Origin of the sequence: Clostridium collagenovorans DSM 3089 (genome assembly GCF_900130005.1) — a bacterium.
In the GTDB taxonomy this organism is placed as follows: Bacteria; Bacillota; Clostridia; order Clostridiales; family Clostridiaceae; genus Clostridium_D; species Clostridium_D collagenovorans.
Genome location: NZ_FQXP01000004.1, coordinates 58,428 through 82,215 on the forward strand (window position 1 = coordinate 58,428; position 23,788 = coordinate 82,215).

Below are 23,788 nucleotides of genomic sequence, written 5' to 3' on the forward strand. Positions count from 1 at the left end.
ATATTTAAATTATAAATTTTATTGACAACAATTAAAAATATAATATATAATTCAATTGTAAACTATAAAAATTAATTGGGTTTACAAAAGGAGTTGTTATTATGAAATTATCAACTAAGGATATAGTTATAAGTGGATTATTTGCAGCTATTACAGCTGTTTTAGCTCAGATTACAATACCTTTTCCAGGGGTTCCATTTACAATGCAAGTTTTTGCTGTAACTTTATCAGGGGTAGTACTTGGAGCTAAAAGAGGATTTTTATCACAGATTATATATGTATTATTAGGAGCAATAGGATTACCGGTTTTCGCTGGATTTAGTGGTGGTTTACCTATAATAGTAGGACCAACGGGAGGATTTATAATTACCTTTCCTATTATGGCACTTATTGTTGGATATGTTTCTTATAAATTTAAGGATATTAAGTATATTATGTCTACAATGCTAATTGCTATCATTATTAACTATACAGTAGGGGCAGCACAATATGCTTTGGTTGCTAATGTAGGATTTTTAAAAGCTCTGACTATATGTTGTTTACCTTTTGTAGTTGTAGATTTAATAAAAATTAGCTTAGCTACAGTTATAGGGTGTAATGTGAAAAAGAGAGTGAATTTATGTGTAATGAGATAATAAAACTTAGACCACATCATATGCTTTGCATGAAGGCATATGAAGGTAAAGGCTATAGTGAAGAATTTAATAACAACATGGAAATGACAATTAAAGCTCTAAGTAAAAATCCTAATCAAAAAATTAAGATAGTATCTTCTTTAGACAATATTTGTTCTAAATGCCCTAATAATATTGAAGGAAAAAGTTGTACAAGTCAAGCTCATATAGAAGAGCTTGATAGAAGAGTAGTTGAGAACTTTAATATAAATGAAGGGGAATATATTTATAGTGAAATAGCTAAAGAAATTTATGAAAATATGAATGAAGAGAAATTTGATGATATATGCAAGGATTGCGGATGGTATAATATTACCAACTGTAAAAGATTTCTATGTAGTAGATAATTCAAATATACAAAAAAAAGAGTAACTTTACCATTTTATAATTTTAGGTAATGCTAGAATTATAAGTGGTAAAGTTACTTTGTTTTATAAAGTTTAAATTTAAAATAAGAATAAAGGGTATGGGGATTAACTTATTTTATAACTTAAGAAGTTGGTTTCTTTACACTAGACTTTAGTTTACATATTCCTTGAGTCATAGTGCCCATTGGACAATAAATACACCAAGAACGAGGTTTAAATAAAATCGCGGTTACGATACCTAAAATTGTAGAGGTTACCATAACACTGAAGAACCCAAAGGCAAATTGAGCAACCCAGGGAGTAACTCCAGAAATCTCTGCAACATGCCAAGGAAGTCTAAAGGTCCAAAGTACTGTAATAACTTCTTTTAAAGTATTACTTCCTTTAAATACAAGGTAGGTATTAAAAATCATATTTCCAAACATGGTCATAAAGAAAATTAAGAAACCATACCTAAAATATTTTGATTTAAGAAATTTGGGCATAGGTTTGTTTCTTGAAAGCTTAAGATCTTTTCCTATAATGGTTAATAACTGACCTCTTCCACAGTATTTATTACAATAAACTTTACCACCACCAAAAATAGAAATAAGTAGTGGAATCAAGAAACATAACATTCCAAGCCAAGCGAATAATATATTAAATAACCCTAGAAATAAGTAAAGTGTAGACACTATCCACATATAATCCCAAGGACTTTTCTTTTTTTTCATATATAACCTCCAAATTTTAATATAAAATATACATAGTTAAGTTTAAATATTTAAATATATGAAAACTTAAATGTACATAAGTTGAATTATTTTTCTAATATTTCTATTATGGATGCAGGACACTCTTTGGCACATTTACCGCAGCCAACGCATTTAGAAGTATCAACTATTGCATTTATACCTCTATCTATTGTTATGGCATTAAAGGGGCATACCTTTACACAACAACCACAGGCAACGCAATAAGAAAGGTCTACTGAGGCACTTCGCTTTATTGCTTTATTTAACATAATTAGTCACTCCTTATAATAATGTTTATATCAGAGAATAATAAACTAGGTTTATGTATTCTTAGGTTTTCTATAGTTAGTAGTATATATAATAAGGGAAAAAAAGTATGTGACTTAATCACATAAAGTTATAGAACATTAAAAACCATATAAGAGATGTAGTATTTAAAATTTTATATTATAATAAATTATAAGAAAGTTTTACAATTAAGGTAGGTGATGTAATGGAACGAATTAAATCTTTATATAGAGAATATCCTATATTACAAAAATTAAATGTAAAGAGTAATGGAGTATTACAGGAAAAATTGATTTTAAGGAAGGTTTCTTCACAGGAGTATTTAAAAACAGCAGATAGTCCTTGTATGGGAATACCATTTATTATAAAGGGGCAGGTTAGAATTTTTAGGATTAACCAAAAGGGGGAGGAAACTAATTTATATAATATAGGTAAGGGTGAATTGTGTCATGAAACTTTAAGTTGTATTATACAGTGTATACCACTGAATATTTTTGCTCAAGCAACTCAAGATTCAGAGCTATTTATGGTGCCTATGGATATCTTTGATAAGCTTTTTTTACAGGATGTTGAGTTTTTAAAATATCTGTATATGAGTTTACACAATAAGTTTAAATTAATAGTAGATTCTAAGGAAGAAATAATACACGAGTCAATTGAAGAAAGACTTATAAAAAATTTAAAAACTAAAAATTCAAAGATAATTTATGCAACTCATGAGGAATTGTCATTAGAAATAGGTACATCAAGAGAGGTTGTAAGTAGAAAGTTAAAGAGCTTAGAAAAGGAAGGTAAATTAAAGTTAAGTAGAGGAAAAATAGAAGTTTTAACATAAGAGATTAGGTTTCATACTTAAATCTCTTATTTTTTATATATGTTTAGAATTTAGGAATCAATTCATTTAAGGTACTTGAAACATATTAAAGAAAAAAATGATATAAGGGAGTGATAAAGATGGAAGCAATTAAAGTGAAGGATTTAACGAAAAAGTATGGAAGTAGCAGAGGTATTACTGATGTAAATTTGTCAGTAGAGGAAGGTGAAATTTTTGGGTTTATTGGTCCTAATGGTGCAGGAAAATCTACTACTATAAAAACCTTATTAAATTTTATCTTTCCAAGTTCAGGACATGGAGAAATTTTAGGCTATGATATTGTAGGGCAAAGTAGTGAAATAAAAAAGAATGTAACCTATGTACCAAGTGATGTAAGGTATTATAGCGAATCTAAGGTTAAGGATATAATCAAGTATGCTGAGTCTTTTTTTAATAATGTGGATAAAAAGTATGTAGAAGAAATATGTAATGAATTGGAAATAGAGATGGATAAAAAGATGGGTGAGCTAAGTCTTGGAAATAAGAAAAAGGTTGCTATAGTACAAGCTTTAATAAGTAAACCTAAAGTTATAATTTTAGATGAGCCTACCAATGGTTTAGATCCACTAGTACAGCAAAAGCTTTTTAAAATACTACTAAGAGAAAGAGAAAAAGGTACTACCATATTTCTATCTTCTCACAATTTAGTTGAAGTTGAGAATTTTTGTGATAGAGTTGCTATAATCAAGGATGGAAAAATTGTAGATATAATTACCTTAAGTGAGGTACGTAAAAATCTAGGAAAGAGAATAACTATTGAAAGTAAGGAAATAAACAAAGAGAAAGTAAGATTAATAAGCAGAGAAATATTAAAAGAGGATGAGAAGGAGATAGTTTTTATATATGATAAAGACATTAATGAATTGATAGAATTCTTATTTAAATTTAAGGTTGATAGGTTGCTTATTGAAGAAATAAGACTAGAAGATTCCTTCTTAGATTATTATAAAAGTGGAGAGGTGAAATAAGATGAATATCTTTAAGTTTGAATTTAGAAGAGGCTTAAAAACTATGGTTTATTGGACTGTATCTACAGTATCTATAATTGCTATGTTCATGGCACTTTTTCCAAGTATGAGTGGAATGAAAGATATAATATCTACGGAAATAAATAGCATACCACCAGCACTTTTAGAGGCATTAAACTTCTCAGAAGCTGTTGATTTCAGCAATATATTTGATTATTCAGCTTATTGTTTTCAGTATATTGCAATGGCATTTGCTATGTATGGAGGAATATTAGGTGTTAGCTCCCTTATAAGAGAAGAAGGAGAAGGAACTATAGAATTTTTATATTCAAAGCCAGTATCAAGAGAAAAGATATTATGGAGTAAGGTTTTTTCCTCTACAATACTATTTTTAATATATTCAGTTTTTGTTTCTCTTACAACTATATTAATGAGTATGGTAGTAAAAAATGAGGGTATAGAGATATCTGAACTATTAAGAAATATGGGAAATATATTTTTAGGTATCACTTTACTTGGATATATATTTATGGCCATTGGAGTAATAATATCTTCAGCTTTGAAAAAGGAAAAGGGAGCTACATCTATGATAGTTGGATTATTCTTTTCAACTTATATAATAGGTATAGCTTCTAAACTTAAAGAAAGTTTAGATTGGATGAAATATATATCTCCATATGAATGGGTTGTACCAGCTAATATAATTAAGGATGGCATAGAAGGAAAATTCATTATTATAGGAGTTGTAATAATTATAATTTCACTTCTTATAGCTAACTATGTATATAAGAAAAAGGATTTAAATATCAACTAAGAATAATAGAAGCTTAAATAAAAAATATATATTAGAATAAATTTTATTACTAATATTTAGAACTCTGTTTGCTTATTTAATAAAAGATAAATTTATCTTTTAATCATTTTTAAAAATCACACTTAATAGTATATTATATAGTATTCTAATTAAGGAATGAGAGATATGGAATTTGATTATAAACAGGAATATAGTAAGGCTGAAAATGAATTTATTAAAACAGCAGAGAAGTATGATGTATATGTGCTTATATATGGACAAGAGTATCCTGATGCATTGAGTAAGATAAATAGTATCCCTGAAACTTCAGCTATAATTGTACAGGATACAATTGTATTAATATATACTAAGACTTCACGATTGAGAGAAGTATCTAAGTATTTAAAGAGTGTATCAGTAACGCAAATGGAGTCTATTTATACACTAATGGGAAGTCCAGTAGAAGAAAGTAAAGCTTATGTTATGCATAATAAGCCATATTTATATTTAAGGGGTAAGGGAGTTCTTGTCGGAGTAATAGATACTGGAATAGATTATTTAAATAAAGAGTTTCAGTATGAGGATGGAAGTACTAGGATAGTAAGAATATTAGATCAAACAATACAAGGTGATAAGCCAATATATGATTTGAAATTAGGTACGGAATTTAATGATAAAGAAATTAATGAAGCTATAGCAGCAAATCAACGAGGGGAAGATCCATATAAGATAGTACCAAGCAAGGATGAGTTAGGACATGGTACTGCTATGGCTGGCATTATAGGTGCAAGGGGAGCTCAAAGTTATGATAATCAAAATATAACTGGAGCAGCACCGGGGTGTGAATTTATAGTTGCCAAATTAAAACCAGCATCTAAATTAAAATTAGATTTAGCAGGAGTAAAGAGAAATGTAGCTGATGCTTACTCTCCAGAATATATATTGGCGGCTTTAAGATATATAGTTAGGGTTTCAGAGGAGTTAAAAAGACCTATAGTTATATATCTACCTCTAGGAACTTGTATAGCTAATAGAGAAGGTCAGAATATGCTAGAGCTATATATGGATTACTTAGTTGGAAGAAAAGGAACTATAATTGTAACTGGTGCAGGTAATCAAGGAATGGATGAAAATCATGCGCAGGGAAGGATTGAGAAAAGTGGAGCAAATGCCACCTTAGAGCTTAAGGTGGATAAGGATCAAGGAGACCTATTTTTTAACATACATTACAAGGTTCCAGACAAATATTCTTTAATAATAGTTTCTCCTAGTGGGCAAGTGGTACAAGAGTCCAATCCTAAATCCTTAGAAAAGGAAATAAAATTTATATATGAAGGCACTAAGATTCAAGTTTTTTTTGAAGAACCACGATCTACAATAAAAATAAAATGTTTTAATATAGTAGAAGGAATTTGGAAATTTGTTTTAGTTGGTAATGATATAATCGATGGAAGGTACTGGGCGTATCTTCCCCAAAGAAAGTTATTGGCTCCAGGAACTAAATTTTTAAATTCATCAACGGAATCTACTATAACTGTACCTAATAAATCTGCATCACTAATGGTATGCTCTTATTATAATCAAAGCAATGAGTCTATAGTTGCAACTTCAGGAAAAGGGTATACTATTTTTGGGGATATTGTACCTCAAGTTACTGCTGCAGGAATTAATGCTTTAGTATTAAAACCTGGTGGGGGTACAGCAATATTTTCGGGGGCATCTGTGGCAGCAGCTGTACTTGCAGGGGCTTTAGCATTGATATTTGAGTGGGCTATAGTAAAGGAAAATATACCAGGAATATATGCATATGATATAAAGACCTTAGTTATACAAGGTGCTAGGCGCCCTAAAGCATATAAGTTCCCTAATATTGATTGGGGATATGGTATACTGGATATTGAAGGTATATTTAATAGTTTGAGAAGCCTAGAAGATACTAATATGGGGAATAGAAATATTATTGATGAACTGTGTATTGAATATAAGTTAGAAAAAACATATATAAGAATACCAAAGACAATATTTAATTTTGAATAGTATATTTTGAAATTAAGAAGCTTTTAAAATTATTAAGAGTAAAGTTCAGTGAATATAATAAAAGTCTGATTAGCACGTAATATATAGTGTGTCATATTAACAAAGTCTAGCAAAGAAATTTGCTGGACTTTAATTTTTCATAGATTTAAGGTGAAGATATACATAAAAAAATACATGAAAAATAAAGACTTAACGGTTTCTTATAATCACTTTTTTAGTAACTATTATTCTTTAATACACTGTCCAAAGTCCTAATTGTCTAATAATTATATATTGTATTTTATAAATAAAAAGTAAACCAAGTAGGTGTTCAAGAACAGGTATTAATATAGTTTATAAAAGTTATATACAATAATATAATTCTATAGTTTTAATAGATACTTTAGAATATTAAAGCTACATCATATTAAGGTTTTTTAATTCTATAAAATATGAATGAAGTTTATTTAATGCAAGATATATATTATGAATAGGTAATATAGTAAATAAAAGAAATATAGAGAAATATTAAGTAAGTATTAAATAAATTCTTTTAATAAGGAAATTGTTAGTTGAAAACAGTTATCATTTATTATACTATAAGATAGTGATAATTAATATCAAGTGATATTTTCATTCAATTAAAAGGAGACAAGTACTTATGATGATTAATAAGAGGCTAATTAGCTTATGTAAAGATTCTAAAAAATATATAGGCCTTACAGTGTTAGTTAGTTGGATTTCGATTTTATGTAATATAATAACTGTTCTTTTAATAGGACAATTTATTAATAAGATTTATTTAGGAGAAAGATTAATTTTAAATGATAATGCATCTTTTATAAAGGCAATGATGCAGTTTAAGGTTACGGAGAATATATCCTTATTTGCAGCGATGTTAATAATAATAGTTTTATTAATAGCTAGATTTTTAAGTAATATTTTATATGGTAAATTTTCGTATTTAGCTTCAGCAGAAGCAAGAGTTACATTAAGAGAGCTTATTTATAAAAAGTTATTAAGATTAGGTACAGGCTATACTAATGTTGAAAGTACATCTTCTATTGTACAGGTAACAGTAGAGGGAGTGGAAGCATTAGAAGTTTACTTTGGAAAATACCTTCCACAGTTTTTCTATTCAATGATTGCACCTATAACTTTATTTGCAGTTTTAAGTTTTATATCTTTTAAAGCTGCTTTGGTATTTATATTATGTGTTCCATTAATTCCATTATCAATAGTTGCAATTATGAAAATTGCTAAAAGAATACTTAAGGATTATTGGAAAACCTATTCAAATCTAGGTGATGTTTTTTTAGAAAATCTTCAGGGATTAACCACGTTAAAGGTTTTTAATAGAGATGAAGAAAAGCATGAAAAAATGAATGTTCAAGCAGAAAGCTTTAGAAAAATAACAATGAAGGTTTTAAGTATGCAGCTTAATTCTATAAATATTATGGATTTAATAGCCTTTGGTGGTGCTGCCCTAGGTACTATAGTAGCCTTAATTCAGTTTAAGAATGGAGAAATTCTAATTGGAAGTTTATTAGTTATAATATTATTATCCTCAGAATTCTTTATCCCCCTAAGATTGCTAGGATCATTTTTCCACATAGCAATGAATGGTATGGCTGCTTCAGATAGAATTTTTGCTTTATTAGATACTGAAGAAAGAGAAAAAGAAGTTATAAAAGTTAATGATGAGGACTTATGTAACACTTCAATAAGTTTAAATGATGTGAGTTTTAGTTATGATGGAGAAAGAGAGGTTCTTCATAATATAAACATGGAAATAAAATCAGGTGGCTTAGTTGCTGTAGTTGGAGAAAGTGGTAGTGGTAAAAGTACTGTTGCATCACTTATTTTAAACAATTACAAAGTAACAAAGGGAGAGATAAAACTTAATAATATTAATATTGAGAAGTTATCTTTGGAGAACATATATGGTAAGATTTCTTTAGTTTCTACTAATAGTTATATTTTTAATGGAACTATCTTAGAAAATCTTTTAATGGGAAATTTAAATGCTTCAAAAGATGAAATAGAAGAGGCATTAAAAACAGCTAGATTATATGATTTCATAAATTCCTTAGATTCAGGATTAGATACTAATGTTGGAGAGGGTGGAAGCTTGCTTTCAGGTGGTCAGAAGCAAAGATTAGCTTTAGCAAGAGCCATTTTATCTAATAGAGAAGTTATAATATTTGATGAGGCTACTTCTAATATAGATGTAGAAAGTGAAGAAGACATATGGAAGGCTATTTATGAAATAGCTACTAATAAGACCGTATTAGTTATTTCCCATAGACTTGCTAATGTTGTTGATGCTAATAATATTTATGTTATGAAAAAAGGACATATAGTTGAAAATGGTAATCACCAAGAGCTAATAAATAAAAAGGGTGAATACTACAATATGGTAAATAAACAAAATGAACTAGAAATGATAAGAGAGGTGTGTTAATAATGGAGAGAAAATCTGGATTTCAGATAATGAAAAGATTAATATTAGAGCTAAAACCATTAACACCTTTTATGATAATAACAATAGTAATGGGAGTATTAGGATTTTTAGCAGCAATATCTATAGCTACCTTTGGAGCTGTAGCAATTGGAACTTTAATTGGAGAAATAAGCTTTATAAGCTTTAAGACTTCTTTAATAGTAATGGGAGTTTGTGCAGTTTTAAGAGGACTACTTAGATATTGTGAACAATTATCAGGACATTATATAGCTTTTAAAATATTAGTTATATTAAGAGATAAAATATTTACAGCTTTAAGAAGATTAGCACCAGCTAAATTGGAAGGTAAGGGAAAAGGAAATTTAATTTCTTTAATAACTTCTGATATAGAGCTTTTAGAAGTTTTTTATGCTCATACAGTAGCACCAATTAGTATTGCGGTTTTAACTAATTTAATAATAGCTGTAATATTATTCACTATAAATCCATTGTTTGGAATTATAGGGGCAGCATTCTTCTTAATGGTGGGATTTATTATACCTTATGCATCTTCATCTAGTGTTAAGGAAGAAGGAGTTAGATATAGAAATATATTTGGTGAAAGTAATTCCTATATTTTAGATTCCTTAAGAGGACTTAAAGAGGTTCTATTATTTAAGAATGGAGAAGAACGTCTAAAAACTTTAAATCAAAACTCTAAAAAATTAAATGATAGCTTAAGTAAGATAAAAAATCATGAGGGAATTATAAGAGCTGTAACTGATTTTACTATTATGATAGCAATTTTAAGTTTTGTAGTTATAGCATTTGCATTATATTCAGCTGGAACTATATCTTTTATTGAAGGAATTATAGCTATAGTAATAATTGCTTCATCCTTTGGACCAGTAGTAGCTTTAAGTAATCTATCAAACAATTTACTTCATACTTTTGCTTGTGCAGAGAGAATTTTTGGTTTATTAGATGAAAAGCCTTATGTTGAAGAGGTTATAGGTGATTATAAAATTAAAGAAAATGACATAGCTTATGAGGATGTAAGTTTTACATATCCAAACAGAGAAGAAAGTGTTTTTGAGAACATATCTGTGGATATTAAAAAGGGTGAAAAAGTAGCCTTAATAGGGGAAAGTGGTATAGGAAAGAGCACATTTATTAAGTTACTTATGAGATTCTGGGATGTAAGTAGCGGAAAGATTAAGATAGATAACAAGGCCCTTAAGGAAATACCAACAAGTGATTTAAGAGATAATCAAATTTTAGTTAGTCAAGAGACTTACCTTTTCAATGATTCTATTGAAGAGAATATTAAGATAGGTAATAAAAATGCTACGAAAGATGAAATTATAGAAGCAGCTAAAAAGGCATCTATACATGAATTTATTAAAACACTTCCAAAGGGATATGAAACTAAGGTAGGAGAGCTTGGTGGTAACTTATCTTCAGGAGAAAAACAAAGAATAGGATTAGCAAGAGCATTTCTAAGTAATGGAGAAGTCTTGATTTTAGATGAACCTACAAGCAACTTAGATACTTTAAACGAAGGAGAAATATTAAAAGCCATTAAAGAGAACTGTGAAGATAAAACGATAATACTTATTTCACATAGAAAGTCTACAACAGCTGTATGTGAAAAGGTTTATAAATTAGAAAACAAAACATTAGTAAGTGCATAAAATATAATTAAATACATTAAATGAGAAATTAATAGTAGATTTAAAGAGGGTTATTAGTTAAAATCAATAACCCTCTATTTAAAAAAAGATAAATGATAATGATTATCTTTTGCTTTTAGGAGGATACTATGAATAAGGTAGAAAGAGAAAAGAAAACCATAGCACTTATGATAAATATATATTGTAAGAAAAAACATAAAAGTAAAGATAACTTATGTGAAGAGTGTCAGGAGTTATTAAATTATGCAAATACAAGATTAAGCAATTGTAAGTTTGGAGAGCAAAAGACTACTTGTGGCAAATGTCCAATTCATTGTTATAAAAAGGATATGAGAAATAAAGTAAAAGAAGTAATGAAGTTCTCAGGTCCAAGATTAATTTTATATAATCCTATAGAAGTTATAAGGCATTTATTTTATTGATATCTTATTTTTAGTATTAATAAAACTTATACAAAGGTATATTTTTAGTCAATGAAAAGGTCTTAAAAAGGTATATATTTATTTTAAAAAAGAGGTTTAAGTATAAAAATATCATCATGAAAGCTTAAAAGTAAATATTTTTTATTAAATAAATTACATCTATACTTAGCTATAAGAAGCATAATATAGGGCAATTAGAAATAATGTGGGCTTATAAAACAAGATTTATATTAAGTAAATTTACACAATAAAAATTAAATTTAAAGAAGTTAAATAATAGTATTACTTAAAAGGAGAGGTTTAAATATGGGGAAAATAAGTAGAATAATATATCTTATAGTAGGGTTTATAGCCTTTGGATTAGGGGCTATAGGAGTAATCTTACCAGTGTTGCCAACAACACCATTTTTATTATTAGCATCATTTTGTTTTGTTAGAGGATCAGAGAAATTTGATGCATGGTTCAAGGGTACAAAGGTTTATAAAAAGCATTTAGAGAGTTTTGCTAAAGAAAAGGCAATGACTTTAAAACAAAAGATAGTTATTTTATTATTTGCTGATACTATGATGGCTTTTCCTTTAATTATCATAGATAATTTACATGTTAAATTAATGCTTATAGCTACAATATTATTTAAATTATATTATTTTACTTTTAGAATTAAAACAATAAAAATTAAAGCAGAAACAAATTAAAATAGTCTAAAAATAATAAAACAAATATAAGATAAGAGTTTTAAAGAACGAAGGAGAAGTTATGTCTAGAATATCGTCAATGTTTTTTATGGCATCATTATTAGTTTATTACATTCCGAAGCTAATGAAAAAACAAAGTAAAAGTTTTATAAAGGCTCATATAACTTTAGGAGCTTTATCTTTCATAGCTATGGCTTCTGAAATGCTTATGAATTTTGGAAATGCAGAGTTTTTTAAATATGTAGGATTTTCTATATTACTAGGAATTATAGTAATTACAGGAGCATTAATTAAGAAAAATAGAAAATTATATGGAAAATTACATGGACTAGCTACCATATCATTTTTTATTTACTTATTTTTTATTATTAATGCCGCTATATAATAATATATATAAGTTTTTTTAGAATAAATTCAATGATTAATATAAATGTAGAATATTAATTAGAACCTATATATAAGAAGTTAAAAGTTCTAAATTAAAAGGAAAGTTTCATTATTATACTGAAGCTTTCCTTTTAATTTAATTATTTTTCCATTCGTCTTTTAGAATTCCCATTATTATTTTATCATGAAATTTACCATCTCTATAGGAAGCTTGTCTCATTACACCTTCCTGCTTAAAGTTAGCTTTAGTATATGCTTTTACAGCTCCAATATTTTCATTTGATACAGTAAGCATTATTCGATTAAGATTTAAATTTTCAAATCCATACTTAATAATTTCTTTAGTTACGTAAGTTCCAATACCCTTATTATGATAGTCTTTATCTCCTATAAATATAAAATACTCTCCAGATAGATTAGTTTTACTGAGATTACAAATTCCTGCATAGCCAATAAGATTTCCAGTGGAATTATCAAAGATGGCTTTGTTATATGTAGAATTATCTAATAAAATATTATCAAACCAAAGTGATATATCTTCATGAGTTTTCATATTCTGAAATATGGATAAAGAATAACGTATGACATCTTGATCTCTTAACCAGCTAAAAAAGTAAGTTTTATCCTGGTTTTTTAAACTTCTTAATTTAATATCCATGTAGCTTTCTCCTTAAACCTTAAAAATTTAATAATTATCTGTAGAGTAATAAAGCATAATGAAGTTATGCAAAAATTATATTTTTAGGCTATGTTTAAGAATAATGTTTATTATAATAAATATTTAAATAGTATTAAATAAACACATATTTAAATTATTTTATCATAGTGTTGACGGGTTTTAATAAATATTTTCTAACAGTATTCCAATTTCCTTTATACTCTTCCAAAATCAGACTCATACACCCAATTTCTAAATGTAGTTCATTATCATCCCATCTATCACCAATACCTGCAACTATATCGTATTTTTTTGAAAGTGCATTTGCTATTTTCAGTCTATCTTCTTGTTTTTCCGATAAGTAAATTTGGCCATTGGGGAAACCAGTTCTTATTAACCATTCTAAAGTAACTTCTTTCATTTGCTCAGGACGTGCTCCAATATAAATAATATTAAAGTGTTCATGCAATTCATTTAAACATTCAACACTACCAATAACAGAAATGTCATTTAAAATATTCTCAACTTGATTAAAATGAGATGTACCATAAAGCTGTAATCTATGTCTATCATCACAAATTGTACCATCAATAAAGACCAAAATTGTGTTCATCAGATATTCCTCAACTTTCATTAACATAAATTATATATAATATGCATTTGTTTGATTATACCTAATATTAAGTTTATTTACAATGTTTTACATAGAATATACATAGATTGCTTCTTTTATCCTAAAATTTTTTAGTTTTGTGTTTGTATGATAGGTGTAAGATTAAACTAGTAGGTTTTTGATTTTTATAGTGCTTTTCTCTGTATCAAAGATTTCAATCCATTTAAACCAATACATATAGTTAGCAATATATTTAGTTATAACACCACCAACACTTCTTTAAGATAATGTAGTATTTCCTCTTGTCCTTCTGTCCATAAATTCTCTATATAATTCTTTACTGACTCTACAGTTAGTATAATAAGATCTTCATTAGTAGTCAAATTTAAATAATGTTCTTTAATAGGGACTAAATTTATTATACATTTACATGGGTTATAATTACATTTTGAATAAATTAAAGGAAAAAAGAAGTGGATTGGTATATAATTAAAGAAAAAAGAATGAGAAGGGATAAAATGAGCAAAAGTGAAAAAGCAATAGTAACAGTTTTATGTATGGTATATAAAGATGATAAGATATTACTTCAAGATAGGATTAAAAAAGATTGGTGTGGGCTTACTTTTCCAGGAGGTAAAGTAGAGAAAGAAGAATCCTTTGTTCAAGCTGTTATTCGCGAAGTACATGAGGAAACAGGACTTACTATAAGTGAACCTAAATTATGTGGAGTAAAGCAATTTCAAACAGATGAAGATGAAAGGTATATTGTATTTCTATTCAAGACAGATAAATTTGAAGGTACTTTAATTTCTTCTGATGAAGGAGAAATGAAATGGATTAATAGAGCTTCATTAGATAAGTGTAATTTAGTGGATGATTTTAAGGAGCTACTACAGGTCTTTGATTCAGAGTCTTATAATGAGTTTATGTATGAACGTAAAAAGTCGGGTGATGATTGGATAATAAAATTATACTGATTTCAATACTTATAATATATAAAAGGGAACTTATAAAAGGTGAATTGGGGAGAAGGATAATGAAAAGAATATTTTACTATTTGTGCAATAGCTATGAAGAACTAGCAGTACATAGTCCGGAAGAATTATGGTCTAAATATGAAGGAAATAAACTAAAAAATATAAGTAATGAAACTAAAAAATCAAATAATGTGGAATGCATAAGTGCTTATTCACAGGATTATATATATTTTTTATTAAAATGTAAGCAAGAAAAAATAATAAATAGAGATAGAGCTTATCAAAATGGGGATGGGTTTCATTTTGTAATAGCTAAACCACAAAATGATGGAATGGCTTCTCATGAGTTCTATGTTATAGGGGTTTCACCTTTAAATGATAATGATAGAAGGATTATAACATGGTATAAAGATATTAATATAGACTTTAAAGTATTAAGAGATAGTGAAATAGAGTATAAGATATTGAATGGATATACTTATTTTACAGTTAAGATTAATTGGAAGGATATAGAACCTTATAAACCTTATATTTATGGAAATTATGGATTTAACATAAGCTATGTACAAGCTGTAAGAGATGAGAAAGAAGTATTTATATTAAAAGATGATGAGGGAATTCAGGAAGAGGAGTCTTTGAGAGAATATGAAATATTTGAGTTCGAATATCCAAACTCAGATTTTTTTATTATAGATGTTGATAAGTGTAATCTAAAAGTTGGAGAATTTTTAAATGTTATTATTTCTAAATTTAGTTTAAATAAAGAAGAAGCAAAATTAAAGTTATATATTAATGATAAAGAACTAAAAGAGGAAAATATTACTTTTGTAAATGGAATTAATAAAATAGAAATACCTATTAGGGATTATGAATTTAATAAAGGAAAAAATAAAATAAAGATATTAATAAAATTGCAGGAAATGGAGAAACGTAAAGATTTTAATATTACTTTATATGATGAAGAGGAACTTCATTTTATAAAATCTAAAATAGACACGTTAAAGAGTAAGACATCAAGTAATTCTTTTATAAAAGAAAGTTTAACTTCTATAGAGTTTTATTATAAAGAGTTAAAAGATAAAATTAGAAAACTTAAAAGTTATGAGGAATTTAACGAAATAGAAAAGTCTAAAGAAATACTTTATAAAAGTATAGAAGAGATGGAGAAGGGAAATGATTTATTCAAAGTAGGGTATAAATTAAGATTAGGATTCAGAGCTAATGTAGATAGTACATTACAAGCATATTCACTATATATACCAAGTAGTTGCAAAGATAATAGGATAATTGGATTAATGGTATGTTTACATGGTAGTGGTAGTGATGATATATCTGTTTTAAGTAATGAATTATATTTAAAGATAGCAGAGGAGAAGAGGATAATATTACTTGCACCTTTAGCCAGAGGAAAATCTAATTGCTATTGTCCTGTAGAAGCAATAGAAGATACTATTGATATTACAAAACGAATAAAGAAACTATTTAATTTAGAGAATAAGATTACTATATTACAAGGGTTTTCAATGGGAGGATATGGAGCTTTAAGAATATTTGATTATAAAAAAGAAATATTTCAGGGAGTAGCTATATTTTCAGGACATTATGATCTAGGAAAAGAGTTTGGTTTTATAGATGCTAAAAATTATATAGAAGATAACAATATCAAAGCATTTGAATATGCAAATATGATTATTTATCATGGTGAAGAGGATTTAAATTGTAATTATAATGAAGTTCAAAAATTTATAGATAAATTAAAAAATGTAAATTTAAGATTAGAGGTTAAGATTTCTAAGTGCGGACATAAGTCATTAACAGAGGAGTGGTATAATAGCTTCAAAAGTTGGATAGAAACAATAGATAAAGATATAATTTTAGAAACTAATAGATTGATATTAAGAAATTTTAAAGATGATGATTTAGATATATTATGTGAATATAGGAATGATATTAATTGTTCAAGATATCAATCATGGAGCAATACATCAAGAGAATATCTAAGAAACTTTATAAAAAATGAAAAAGTAAAAACATTAAATTCAAGTAGAATTCAATTAGCTATAGCTAATAAGAATACAAAAGAACTTTTAGGCGATATATACATTGCTTTTAAAAACAAAACAATAACATTAGGATATACAATATCAACTAAAAATCAAAGAAGAGGATATGCTTATGAAATACTGCAAGGATCAATAGAATATCTCTTTAATATATTTCCCGAATATGAAATTGTATGTATGGTTCATCCAGAAAATAAAGCAAGTAAGAATTTACTAAAGAAACTTGATTTTAAAAATGAAGGTTATGAAGAACAAATTAATAGCATAATTTACTCTATGAAAAGATAGTAGTATAAAGTGGTTTTTGATATGGTAAAAACAATAAAATATCTATATGAAATTAAATGTAAATCTAAAAGTTATATAAGAGAATATATTATATAATCTCTTATATAACTTTTAAATTAAGTATATTCTATATTTAATTTAAATAAGTCTATGAGAAATTTACCGTTGTAAGTTTAAACATTAGAAGTACACTTATTTACTTAGTACAGCAGTTTTTTTATAATTTTGGTAATGCTCTACATAATGGGGATTGCACTCCCATAGTTCATCAGCTTTTACTTTCCATTTACATGAATAAGCCTTACACTTTGAACAAAGATTTTCTACAGATTCTGGTGATTGCAAGTCAGTTGATTTTGCACCTGTTTCTTTTACCATCCTCTCTAAAATTTCAGGGTTTTCTAACATAGGGCAAGGACGTAGATGATTAGAATTAAAAGGTTGATTATTGTGATAAGCCATAAATAATGGCTGCTTTAATGCTTCTAATAAGGTTACATCCTTAATGTTGGCACTGGAGTAATGAATAAACACGCAAGGTTCTACATCACCATTAGCATTTATATGAAGATAATTCCTACCACCAGCAATACAACCACCTACAAATTCACCATCATTTTGAAAATCCATTACAAATATAGGTTTTCCACCTTCGTTACCACGAATTTCACGTATTCTGTGGTACATATATTCACGTTGATCTATAGTTGGAATTAAGTCTACATTAGCAGAGCTTCCTACAGGCATATAATTAAAATACCAACTAAAGCGGCAACCTTTATCAATAATCATATCTAAAAATTCATCAGAAGTTACAGTTTCAACGTTAGCTCTAGTATAACAAATAGAAGTACCAAAGATTAATCCATGTTTTTTGAGCTTGTCCATAGCGTCTAGAACCTTTTTAAATATACCATTACCTCTACGTCCATCATTTACTTCTTCAAAGCCTTCTAAGCTAATAGATAAAGATAAATTACCTACTCTAACTATTTCTTCACAGAAATCATCATCAACTAAGGTACCGTTTGTAAAGGCATGAAAAGCACATTCTTTATGTTTTTCACATAAACGTATAATATCTTCCTTACATAAAAGTGGCTCACCACCAGTGTACATATAAAAATATATTCCTAATTTCTTGCCTTGAGTTATTATGTCATCCAATAATTCATAAGATAATCTTAAGTTATGACCATATTCAGCTGCCCAACATCCCTTACACTTTAAGTTACAAGCACTTGTAGGATCTAATAATATAACCCAGGGAATATTACAGTGATGTTCTTCTCTTTTTTCTCTAATAGTTTTGGTACCAATATAAGAGGCTTGAAACCCTAAATTAAGAGCAGTAACTTTAGCTACATTAGGATGAAGCTCATCTAGAAGCTTATTAACATATTGCATCCATTTGCAGTTTTCATTTTCAATAGTTTTTCTAGTGTTTTCATAACTTTCCTTTAAGAATATATCACCAGCTATTTTTTCAGTGATATCCACAAGCTTTAATAAGTTTTTTTGTCTGTCTTTATTTATATATTTTAGTACACCATCAATTCCCTTACTAAGAGCTAATCTTTCCATTTTAGTTGTAATTGTCATAGGCTATACCCCCTTGTAAATTTATAATATAATTTTAAATGCAGTTACACTTAGTAAAATACCACCTAATAAGCAAAGCTTTTTACTATAGTAAAATCCATTCCAATATCCATACCATAATCCTAAAATTGCAGCTAAAGTTGAACAAATTAAAACACATAAAATATCATAGACTGTATCAGGATTGAAATAATAAATGCCCATACCAATAATAAAGGCTTCTAAACTTGTACGAATGGCTATAATGGTACAGGTTTTTAAAGAAATGGCTTCTTGCCTTTTTTCTTCAAAATTTATTTCAGAGAATATCCTATGCAACATTTTAAACCCTAAAACAAATAAAGATGCAAAGGCTAAATATTTATAAATCTCACTTATAATAGTCATAGAAGTTAATTCTTCTATTATTAGAGATAGTCCAATACCTAGAACAACCATAAGAATTTGTACCAATCCAAAGATAAGTCCCATAAGAGTGGTTTTTGTATTTTTCAAGTTAACTTGTGTAGCACCCATTTTTAAAGTTGTATGAAACACATGAATAGATAATCCAATGGAAGCAAGTAATACAGTTAATATATTCAAATCTTTACCACCTTTAAAAATAATTAATTATTATTATAAATAACTTTACTTAAATATAAAAAAAAAGACTGAATCTTAGAATATCCAATCTTTGTTAATTGTTATTTAAATATATACAAAACAATAGAAATGTAGTTTTAATATTACAAATATAAGCTTTTGTATATTCTTTTTAATGTTTTTTTATAAAGTCATCTACAGATTTAGAAGCAAGGTCTAAGTATATGTTAGCCACTTCTTTAGCAGGGACTCTCATTCCATCTTCAATCCAGCTTATAATAATAAAGGTAATTCCATTAGCATAGTATTTTGATAAGTTCTCAGGAGTAATTAAAATGCTATGAATTTTACTTTCATCTAAGTTGAACTTGAAAATATTTAATAATAATTCATAGAATGTTTTATATAAGATACCCTCAAAGGAATTTTGACCTTTAATTCTTATGGCTTTAATATAAAATTCCTTATCTTGCTCCATTTTCGCAAGCATTAAAAGAATAGCTTCTTGTATCATATTTTCCTCTATTAGGGTCTTAATGTGAGTAATGATGTCATTATAGAAAATCCATTCTATTAACTCATATTTATCAGAGAAATGATTATAAAAAGTAGGGCGAATAAGTCCAACTGCATCTGTTATATTTTTTATTGTTATTTTTTCAAAGGCAATGTGTTGCATAAGTTGTTTTAGACTTTCTGCCAAGAGTTTATTCGTAGTTTCTTTTTTATTCTCCATAATCTTCTCCTCGCTAGTAATAAGTAATATATAAGGTTTAATTCATATTCTACATATGCTCTAATATCTAAATTTCAACTATAAGAATAACTAAATTTAAATATAGTACATGTTATTTATTAGAAAAAATATATATTTAAATTATATTATAGAACATTTTAAAGAAAAATGAAATGAACATATAAATAAGTTATAATTAACTAAGACATACTATAATTATAGGTTTATTCAAAATTTATTAGGAAGATTAAATATGAACTTAAATAGTTTTAAGGGAGTAGGATATTTATGGATATATATACAATAGGACATTCAAACTATCCTATGGAAAGATTAATAGATATGCTAAGACACCATAATATTAATTGCGTTGTAGATATTAGAGGAACACCTTATTCTAAATATAATGTGCAATATGATAGGGAAGACTTTAGAGAAACTTTAATAAGGTTAGGATTTACTTATATTTATATGGGAAAAGAATTTGCAGCTAATAGAATAAATAAGGTTTCTTACAATAGTGAAGGTTATTCAGATTTTGAAAAGGTAGTTAAGGAAGAGGATTTTTTAAATGGAATCGAAAGGCTTAAGATTGGATGTGAAAAGGGATATAAAATAGCAATTTTAGCAGCTATGCAAGATCCTATACGATGTCATAGAGCCATATTAATGGGAAAGCCTTTAATAGAAAATGGTTTTAATGTGAGGCATATTTTACATGATTATTCTTTAGGTACACAGGAAGATATTGAGAAAAGTTTGCTTGATAAATATTTTAGTACAAGAGGTCAGATTACAATAGATACTTTATTAGGTACAGAAAAAACTAAAGAGGATATGATTAGAGAAGGTTATAGGTTGGCTAATAAAGAAATAGGATATAGGGTGGAAAGGTTAAAATAAATTTTAACAAATTCATGTTTACAATTAATTAATGTAAAGTTATAATGTTAATATTAATGTAATTTAATATTATAAGTGTTGAAGGAGAAGAGTATATAGATAATTAACTTAAAGAGATCTAGGGATGGTGGAAGCCTAGAAGTTAGTGCTATAGAAGGAAGCTCTGGAGCTAGGGACTGAAAACTAATTTGTAGAGTAAGTCTTTGGGATTCTCCCCTTAAAGAGAAATTAAGAGGGTTAAAGGTAGTATATCTTTAATCAATTTAGGTGGTAACGCGGAAGTAGCCTTTCGTCCTAATTTTATAGGATGAAGGGTTTTTTTATTAAAAAAAATTAGAAAGGATGATAATAAAATGAGTTTAGAGAAATTAGCAGATTTGATATTTCCTAATGTAGATAAAACTATGGATTATTACATGGAAAAATATCCACAAAGAAACTTAAAAGAAGATGCAGTGGTTGTTAGATATGCACCATCTCCTACTGGGTTCCAACATATTGGAGGAGTTTTTGCAGCTTTAATAAATGAAAGATTAGCAAGCCAAAGTGAAGGTGTTTTCTATTTAAGAATAGAGGATACAGATCAAAAGAGAGAAGTTCCAGGTGCTATTGAAGATACAATAGAAACAATGCACAATTTTGGAATGGACTTTAATGAAGGTATGACTGGAAATGACACTTTTAAAGGTGAATATGGTCCATATAGACAAAGTCAAAGATTTGAAATATATAATGCCTTTGCTAAGGATTTAATAAGAAAAGGTTTAGCTTACCCATGTTTCTGTACACCAGAAGAATTAGCTGAACTTAGAGAAAGACAAACAGCTGAGAAAATAACACCAGGATACTATGGTGAATATGCAAAATATAGAAATTTAACAGCTGAAGAAGCAATAGAAAAAATACAAAATGGAGAAAAATATATTTTAAGATTTAGATCTCCAGGAAATCCTGAAAATAGAGTAGAAGCTCATGACTTAATAAAGGGTGATGTAAGTTTCCCAGAAAATAATCAAGATATAGTTATAATAAAAGGTGATGGTCTTCCAACATATCACTTTGCACATGCAGTAGACGATACATTAATGAGAACTACTCATGTTATAAGAGGAGAAGAATGGTTATCATCACTTCCAATACATTTACAATTATTTGATGTTTTAGGATTTAAGAGACCAAACTTTGCTCATATTCCAACTATAATGAAAAATGATAATGGTTCTAAAAGAAAATTATCTAAGAGAAAAGATGCAGAAGCAGCTGTTTCTTATTATAAAGAAGTTGGATATCCAACAGCTTCAGTTATAGAGTATTTATTAAATATTATAAACTCAAACTTTGAAGAGTGGAGAGCTGAAAACCCAACTGCTGATTACCATGATTTCAAAATATCTTTAGATAACATGAGTAAAAGTGGTGCTTTATTTGACATGGTTAAGTTAAATGATGTAAGTAAAGAAGTAATATGTAAGATGAAAGCTGAAGATGTATACAATCAATACATAGTTTGGGCTAAAGAATTTGATAAAGAAATGTTTGATTTAGTAACAGCTAATGAAGTTATGGCTAAAGAAATCTTTAATATAGATAAAGAAGGTCCTAAGCCAAGAAAAGACTTTGCTAAATGGGATGAAGTTAAAGCAAAAATCTTCTATTTCTTTGATGAGTTATTTGATAAGGAAACAGCTGAGCAAGTTGAATTACCAAAAACTTTATCTTTAGAAAATGCAAAATCTATAATTGAGGTTTATGCAAAGGAAGTTAACTTTAATGTAGATAGTCAAGAAGCTTGGTTTGAGGACTTAAAGAGAATAGCTTTAGATCTTGGTTATTGTGCAAATAAAAAAGAATACAAAGCTAATCCTGATAGTTACAAAGGAATGGTATCAGATGTTGCAGGTGCAGTAAGAGCTGCAGTAGCTCATAGAAGCAATACTCCAGATCTTTATACTATTTTTACAATCTTAGGTGAAGAAAAAACAAGAGAAAGATTTGAGAAGTTTTTGAAGTTATAATTTAAATAAAAAGGGGCTGTTGAAGCAACATATGTTACTTCAATAGTCCCTTTTCTCTTATAATAGATTATTTAAATAAAAATTTCTAAACTATTTAGTTATAAAAAATTACTTAAAAAGATAAGGTGAAGCTACAATAAATAAGTGTACACACATATAAAGTGACTTAAGCTCCCAAGTAAAATAAATATGTGAAAAATCTCGTGAAATCCGAAACTACCTATTTGAAGTTTCTTTGGCTTAACTCCATATATGATTCCACCTATTGTATAAAAAACTCCTCCCAAAACAAGTAACATCATAGGAACAGGTGTTAATGTATGAGACAAAGGTTTTATAACGAATAAGGCACTCCAACCCATTATTATATAAAGTGAAGTTTGTAGCCATCTAGGACAGTTAAACCAACACATTTTAAATATTATGCCGCCTAAAGCAACCAATATCATAATAGTAAAGAAAACTTTTCCCATAGTTCCATCTAGTGCTATTAAGCAAAAAGGAGCATAAGAACCTGCAATAAGTATAAATATCATGGAATGATCTAATCTTCTAAAGGCCTTTATAATTTTATCAGTGGATATAACAGCATGATAAGTAGCTGAAACAGTATATAAAAGTATCATACTTACACCAAAAATAATTACTGAAACCAAGCCTATAGTTGAAATATTTACAGAAATACCCTTAATTATCATAGCAATAAGGGCAACAATGGCTAATATAGCACCCATAAAATGAGTCAAGCTATTCATAGGTTCTCTAAAATATTTATCCAAATTTATCACCTCTTAGCTTTGATACGTAGTTTTAAAAACTATGTAATATTATATGACTATTATCCATTTAAGTTACAACATAGTCAAAGTTTATATTATGGAGTTTTTAGCAAAATATAAGTGTTTTTTGTGGTTTATCTTGAAATATCTAGGTAATACTATTATTATTAAATATATATGTTTTATTAAGTAGTTTATAAAACTACATGGAG

23 protein-coding genes and 1 other annotated feature are annotated in these 23,788 nt (G+C 27.6%); of the genes, 15 read left to right on the plus strand and 8 right to left on the minus strand.

Annotated features, from left to right (window positions below):
* The first annotated feature begins 101 nt into the window (after positions 1 to 101).
* Positions 102 to 635, plus strand: coding sequence for a biotin transporter BioY (locus BUA48_RS04745; RefSeq protein ID WP_072830671.1), 534 nt, complete (start codon positions 102 to 104; stop codon positions 633 to 635).
* Complete coding sequence (locus tag BUA48_RS04750; RefSeq protein ID WP_084666082.1) at positions 620 to 1,021, plus strand: DUF1284 domain-containing protein; 402 nt, start codon at positions 620 to 622, stop codon at positions 1,019 to 1,021. Before BUA48_RS04745 ends, BUA48_RS04750 begins: the two co-directional genes overlap by 16 nt.
* 143 nt (positions 1,022 to 1,164) lie before the next feature.
* Here the strand turns inward: BUA48_RS04750 and BUA48_RS04755 are convergent, their stop codons facing one another.
* Complete coding sequence (locus BUA48_RS04755; protein WP_072830673.1) at positions 1,165 to 1,755, minus strand: 4Fe-4S binding protein; 591 nt, start codon at positions 1,753 to 1,755, stop codon at positions 1,165 to 1,167.
* A gap of 86 nt (positions 1,756 to 1,841) precedes the next feature.
* A complete protein-coding gene (locus BUA48_RS04760) occupies positions 1,842 to 2,045 on the minus strand; it encodes a 4Fe-4S binding protein (protein WP_072830675.1) in 204 nt (67 codons plus the stop codon).
* A gap of 224 nt (positions 2,046 to 2,269) precedes the next feature.
* Here BUA48_RS04760 and BUA48_RS04765 point away from each other — a divergent pair, with 224 nt between their 5' ends.
* The 9 genes from BUA48_RS04765 to BUA48_RS04805 all read left to right on the plus strand — a co-directional run bounded on the left by BUA48_RS04765 (position 2,270) and on the right by BUA48_RS04805 (position 12,355).
* Positions 2,270 to 2,899, plus strand: coding sequence for a Crp/Fnr family transcriptional regulator (locus tag BUA48_RS04765; protein ID WP_072830677.1), 630 nt, complete (start codon positions 2,270 to 2,272; stop codon positions 2,897 to 2,899).
* Between the two features lie 119 nt (positions 2,900 to 3,018).
* Entirely contained in the window at positions 3,019 to 3,906 is an 888-nt protein-coding gene (locus tag BUA48_RS04770; protein WP_072830679.1) for an ABC transporter ATP-binding protein, read from the plus strand.
* Between the two features lies 1 nt (position 3,907).
* Positions 3,908 to 4,720 carry an ABC transporter permease subunit gene (locus BUA48_RS04775; RefSeq protein ID WP_072830681.1) on the plus strand — a complete coding sequence of 271 codons (813 nt, stop codon included), beginning with the start codon at positions 3,908 to 3,910 and terminating at the stop codon, positions 4,718 to 4,720.
* A gap of 165 nt (positions 4,721 to 4,885) precedes the next feature.
* Positions 4,886 to 6,736 carry a S8 family peptidase gene (locus tag BUA48_RS04780; RefSeq protein WP_072830682.1) on the plus strand — a complete coding sequence of 617 codons (1,851 nt, stop codon included), beginning with the start codon at positions 4,886 to 4,888 and terminating at the stop codon, positions 6,734 to 6,736.
* A gap of 640 nt (positions 6,737 to 7,376) precedes the next feature.
* A complete protein-coding gene (locus tag BUA48_RS04785) occupies positions 7,377 to 9,179 on the plus strand; it encodes an ABC transporter ATP-binding protein/permease (RefSeq protein ID WP_072830684.1) in 1,803 nt (600 codons plus the stop codon).
* A 2-nt stretch (positions 9,180 to 9,181) separates the two neighbouring features.
* Complete coding sequence (locus tag BUA48_RS04790) at positions 9,182 to 10,852, plus strand: amino acid ABC transporter ATP-binding/permease protein (protein ID WP_072830686.1); 1,671 nt, start codon at positions 9,182 to 9,184, stop codon at positions 10,850 to 10,852.
* 128 nt (positions 10,853 to 10,980) lie between these two features.
* Positions 10,981 to 11,274 carry a nitrous oxide-stimulated promoter family protein gene (locus tag BUA48_RS04795; RefSeq protein ID WP_072830688.1) on the plus strand — a complete coding sequence of 98 codons (294 nt, stop codon included), beginning with the start codon at positions 10,981 to 10,983 and terminating at the stop codon, positions 11,272 to 11,274.
* 306 nt (positions 11,275 to 11,580) lie between these two features.
* The gene (locus tag BUA48_RS04800; RefSeq protein ID WP_072830690.1) at positions 11,581 to 11,970 is read left to right on the plus strand and encodes a YbaN family protein; all 390 of its coding nucleotides are present in this window, start codon (positions 11,581 to 11,583) and stop codon (positions 11,968 to 11,970) included.
* Positions 11,971 to 12,031: 61 nt separating this feature from the next.
* Complete coding sequence (locus BUA48_RS04805) at positions 12,032 to 12,355, plus strand: hypothetical protein (protein WP_084666086.1); 324 nt, start codon at positions 12,032 to 12,034, stop codon at positions 12,353 to 12,355.
* Between the two features lie 138 nt (positions 12,356 to 12,493).
* Here BUA48_RS04805 and BUA48_RS04810 read toward each other — a convergent pair whose 3' ends face one another.
* Together BUA48_RS04810 and BUA48_RS04815 are read right to left on the minus strand one after the other, a co-directional pair.
* On the minus strand, positions 12,494 to 13,015 hold the full coding sequence (locus tag BUA48_RS04810; RefSeq protein WP_072830694.1) for a GNAT family N-acetyltransferase: 522 nt from the start codon (positions 13,013 to 13,015) through the stop codon (positions 12,494 to 12,496).
* A gap of 154 nt (positions 13,016 to 13,169) precedes the next feature.
* Complete coding sequence (locus BUA48_RS04815) at positions 13,170 to 13,628, minus strand: HAD family acid phosphatase (RefSeq protein ID WP_072830696.1); 459 nt, start codon at positions 13,626 to 13,628, stop codon at positions 13,170 to 13,172.
* Between the two features lie 518 nt (positions 13,629 to 14,146).
* Here BUA48_RS04815 and BUA48_RS04820 point away from each other — a divergent pair.
* The gene (locus BUA48_RS04820; protein ID WP_072831211.1) at positions 14,147 to 14,605 is read left to right on the plus strand and encodes an 8-oxo-dGTP diphosphatase; all 459 of its coding nucleotides are present in this window, start codon (positions 14,147 to 14,149) and stop codon (positions 14,603 to 14,605) included.
* A 59-nt stretch (positions 14,606 to 14,664) separates the two neighbouring features.
* On the plus strand, positions 14,665 to 16,956 hold the full coding sequence (locus BUA48_RS04825; protein ID WP_072830698.1) for a GNAT family N-acetyltransferase: 2,292 nt from the start codon (positions 14,665 to 14,667) through the stop codon (positions 16,954 to 16,956).
* 192 nt (positions 16,957 to 17,148) lie between these two features.
* Here BUA48_RS04825 and BUA48_RS04830 read toward each other — a convergent pair whose 3' ends face one another.
* From BUA48_RS04830 to BUA48_RS04840, 3 genes are all read right to left on the minus strand, one after another.
* Positions 17,149 to 18,558 carry a radical SAM protein gene (locus tag BUA48_RS04830; RefSeq protein WP_072830700.1) on the minus strand — a complete coding sequence of 470 codons (1,410 nt, stop codon included), beginning with the start codon at positions 18,556 to 18,558 and terminating at the stop codon, positions 17,149 to 17,151.
* A 21-nt stretch (positions 18,559 to 18,579) separates the two neighbouring features.
* Entirely contained in the window at positions 18,580 to 19,143 is a 564-nt protein-coding gene (locus BUA48_RS04835; protein ID WP_072830702.1) for a manganese efflux pump MntP, read from the minus strand.
* Between the two features lie 172 nt (positions 19,144 to 19,315).
* Positions 19,316 to 19,879 carry a TetR/AcrR family transcriptional regulator C-terminal domain-containing protein gene (locus tag BUA48_RS04840; RefSeq protein ID WP_072830704.1) on the minus strand — a complete coding sequence of 188 codons (564 nt, stop codon included), beginning with the start codon at positions 19,877 to 19,879 and terminating at the stop codon, positions 19,316 to 19,318.
* Positions 19,880 to 20,167: 288 nt separating this feature from the next.
* Here BUA48_RS04840 and BUA48_RS04845 point away from each other — a divergent pair, with 288 nt between their 5' ends.
* Both BUA48_RS04845 and gltX read left to right on the plus strand, forming a co-directional pair.
* Entirely contained in the window at positions 20,168 to 20,782 is a 615-nt protein-coding gene (locus BUA48_RS04845; RefSeq protein ID WP_072830705.1) for a DUF488 domain-containing protein, read from the plus strand.
* A gap of 69 nt (positions 20,783 to 20,851) precedes the next feature.
* Positions 20,852 to 21,082: a binding site (T-box leader), on the plus strand.
* A 53-nt stretch (positions 21,083 to 21,135) separates the two neighbouring features.
* A complete protein-coding gene (gltX, locus tag BUA48_RS04850; RefSeq protein ID WP_072830707.1) occupies positions 21,136 to 22,797 on the plus strand; it encodes a glutamate--tRNA ligase in 1,662 nt (553 codons plus the stop codon).
* Positions 22,798 to 22,928: 131 nt separating this feature from the next.
* On the opposite strand, the gene trhA is transcribed toward gltX, so the two are convergent.
* Entirely contained in the window at positions 22,929 to 23,576 is a 648-nt protein-coding gene (gene trhA, locus BUA48_RS04855) for a PAQR family membrane homeostasis protein TrhA (protein WP_143147665.1), read from the minus strand.
* Between the last annotated feature and the right edge of the window lie 212 nt (positions 23,577 to 23,788).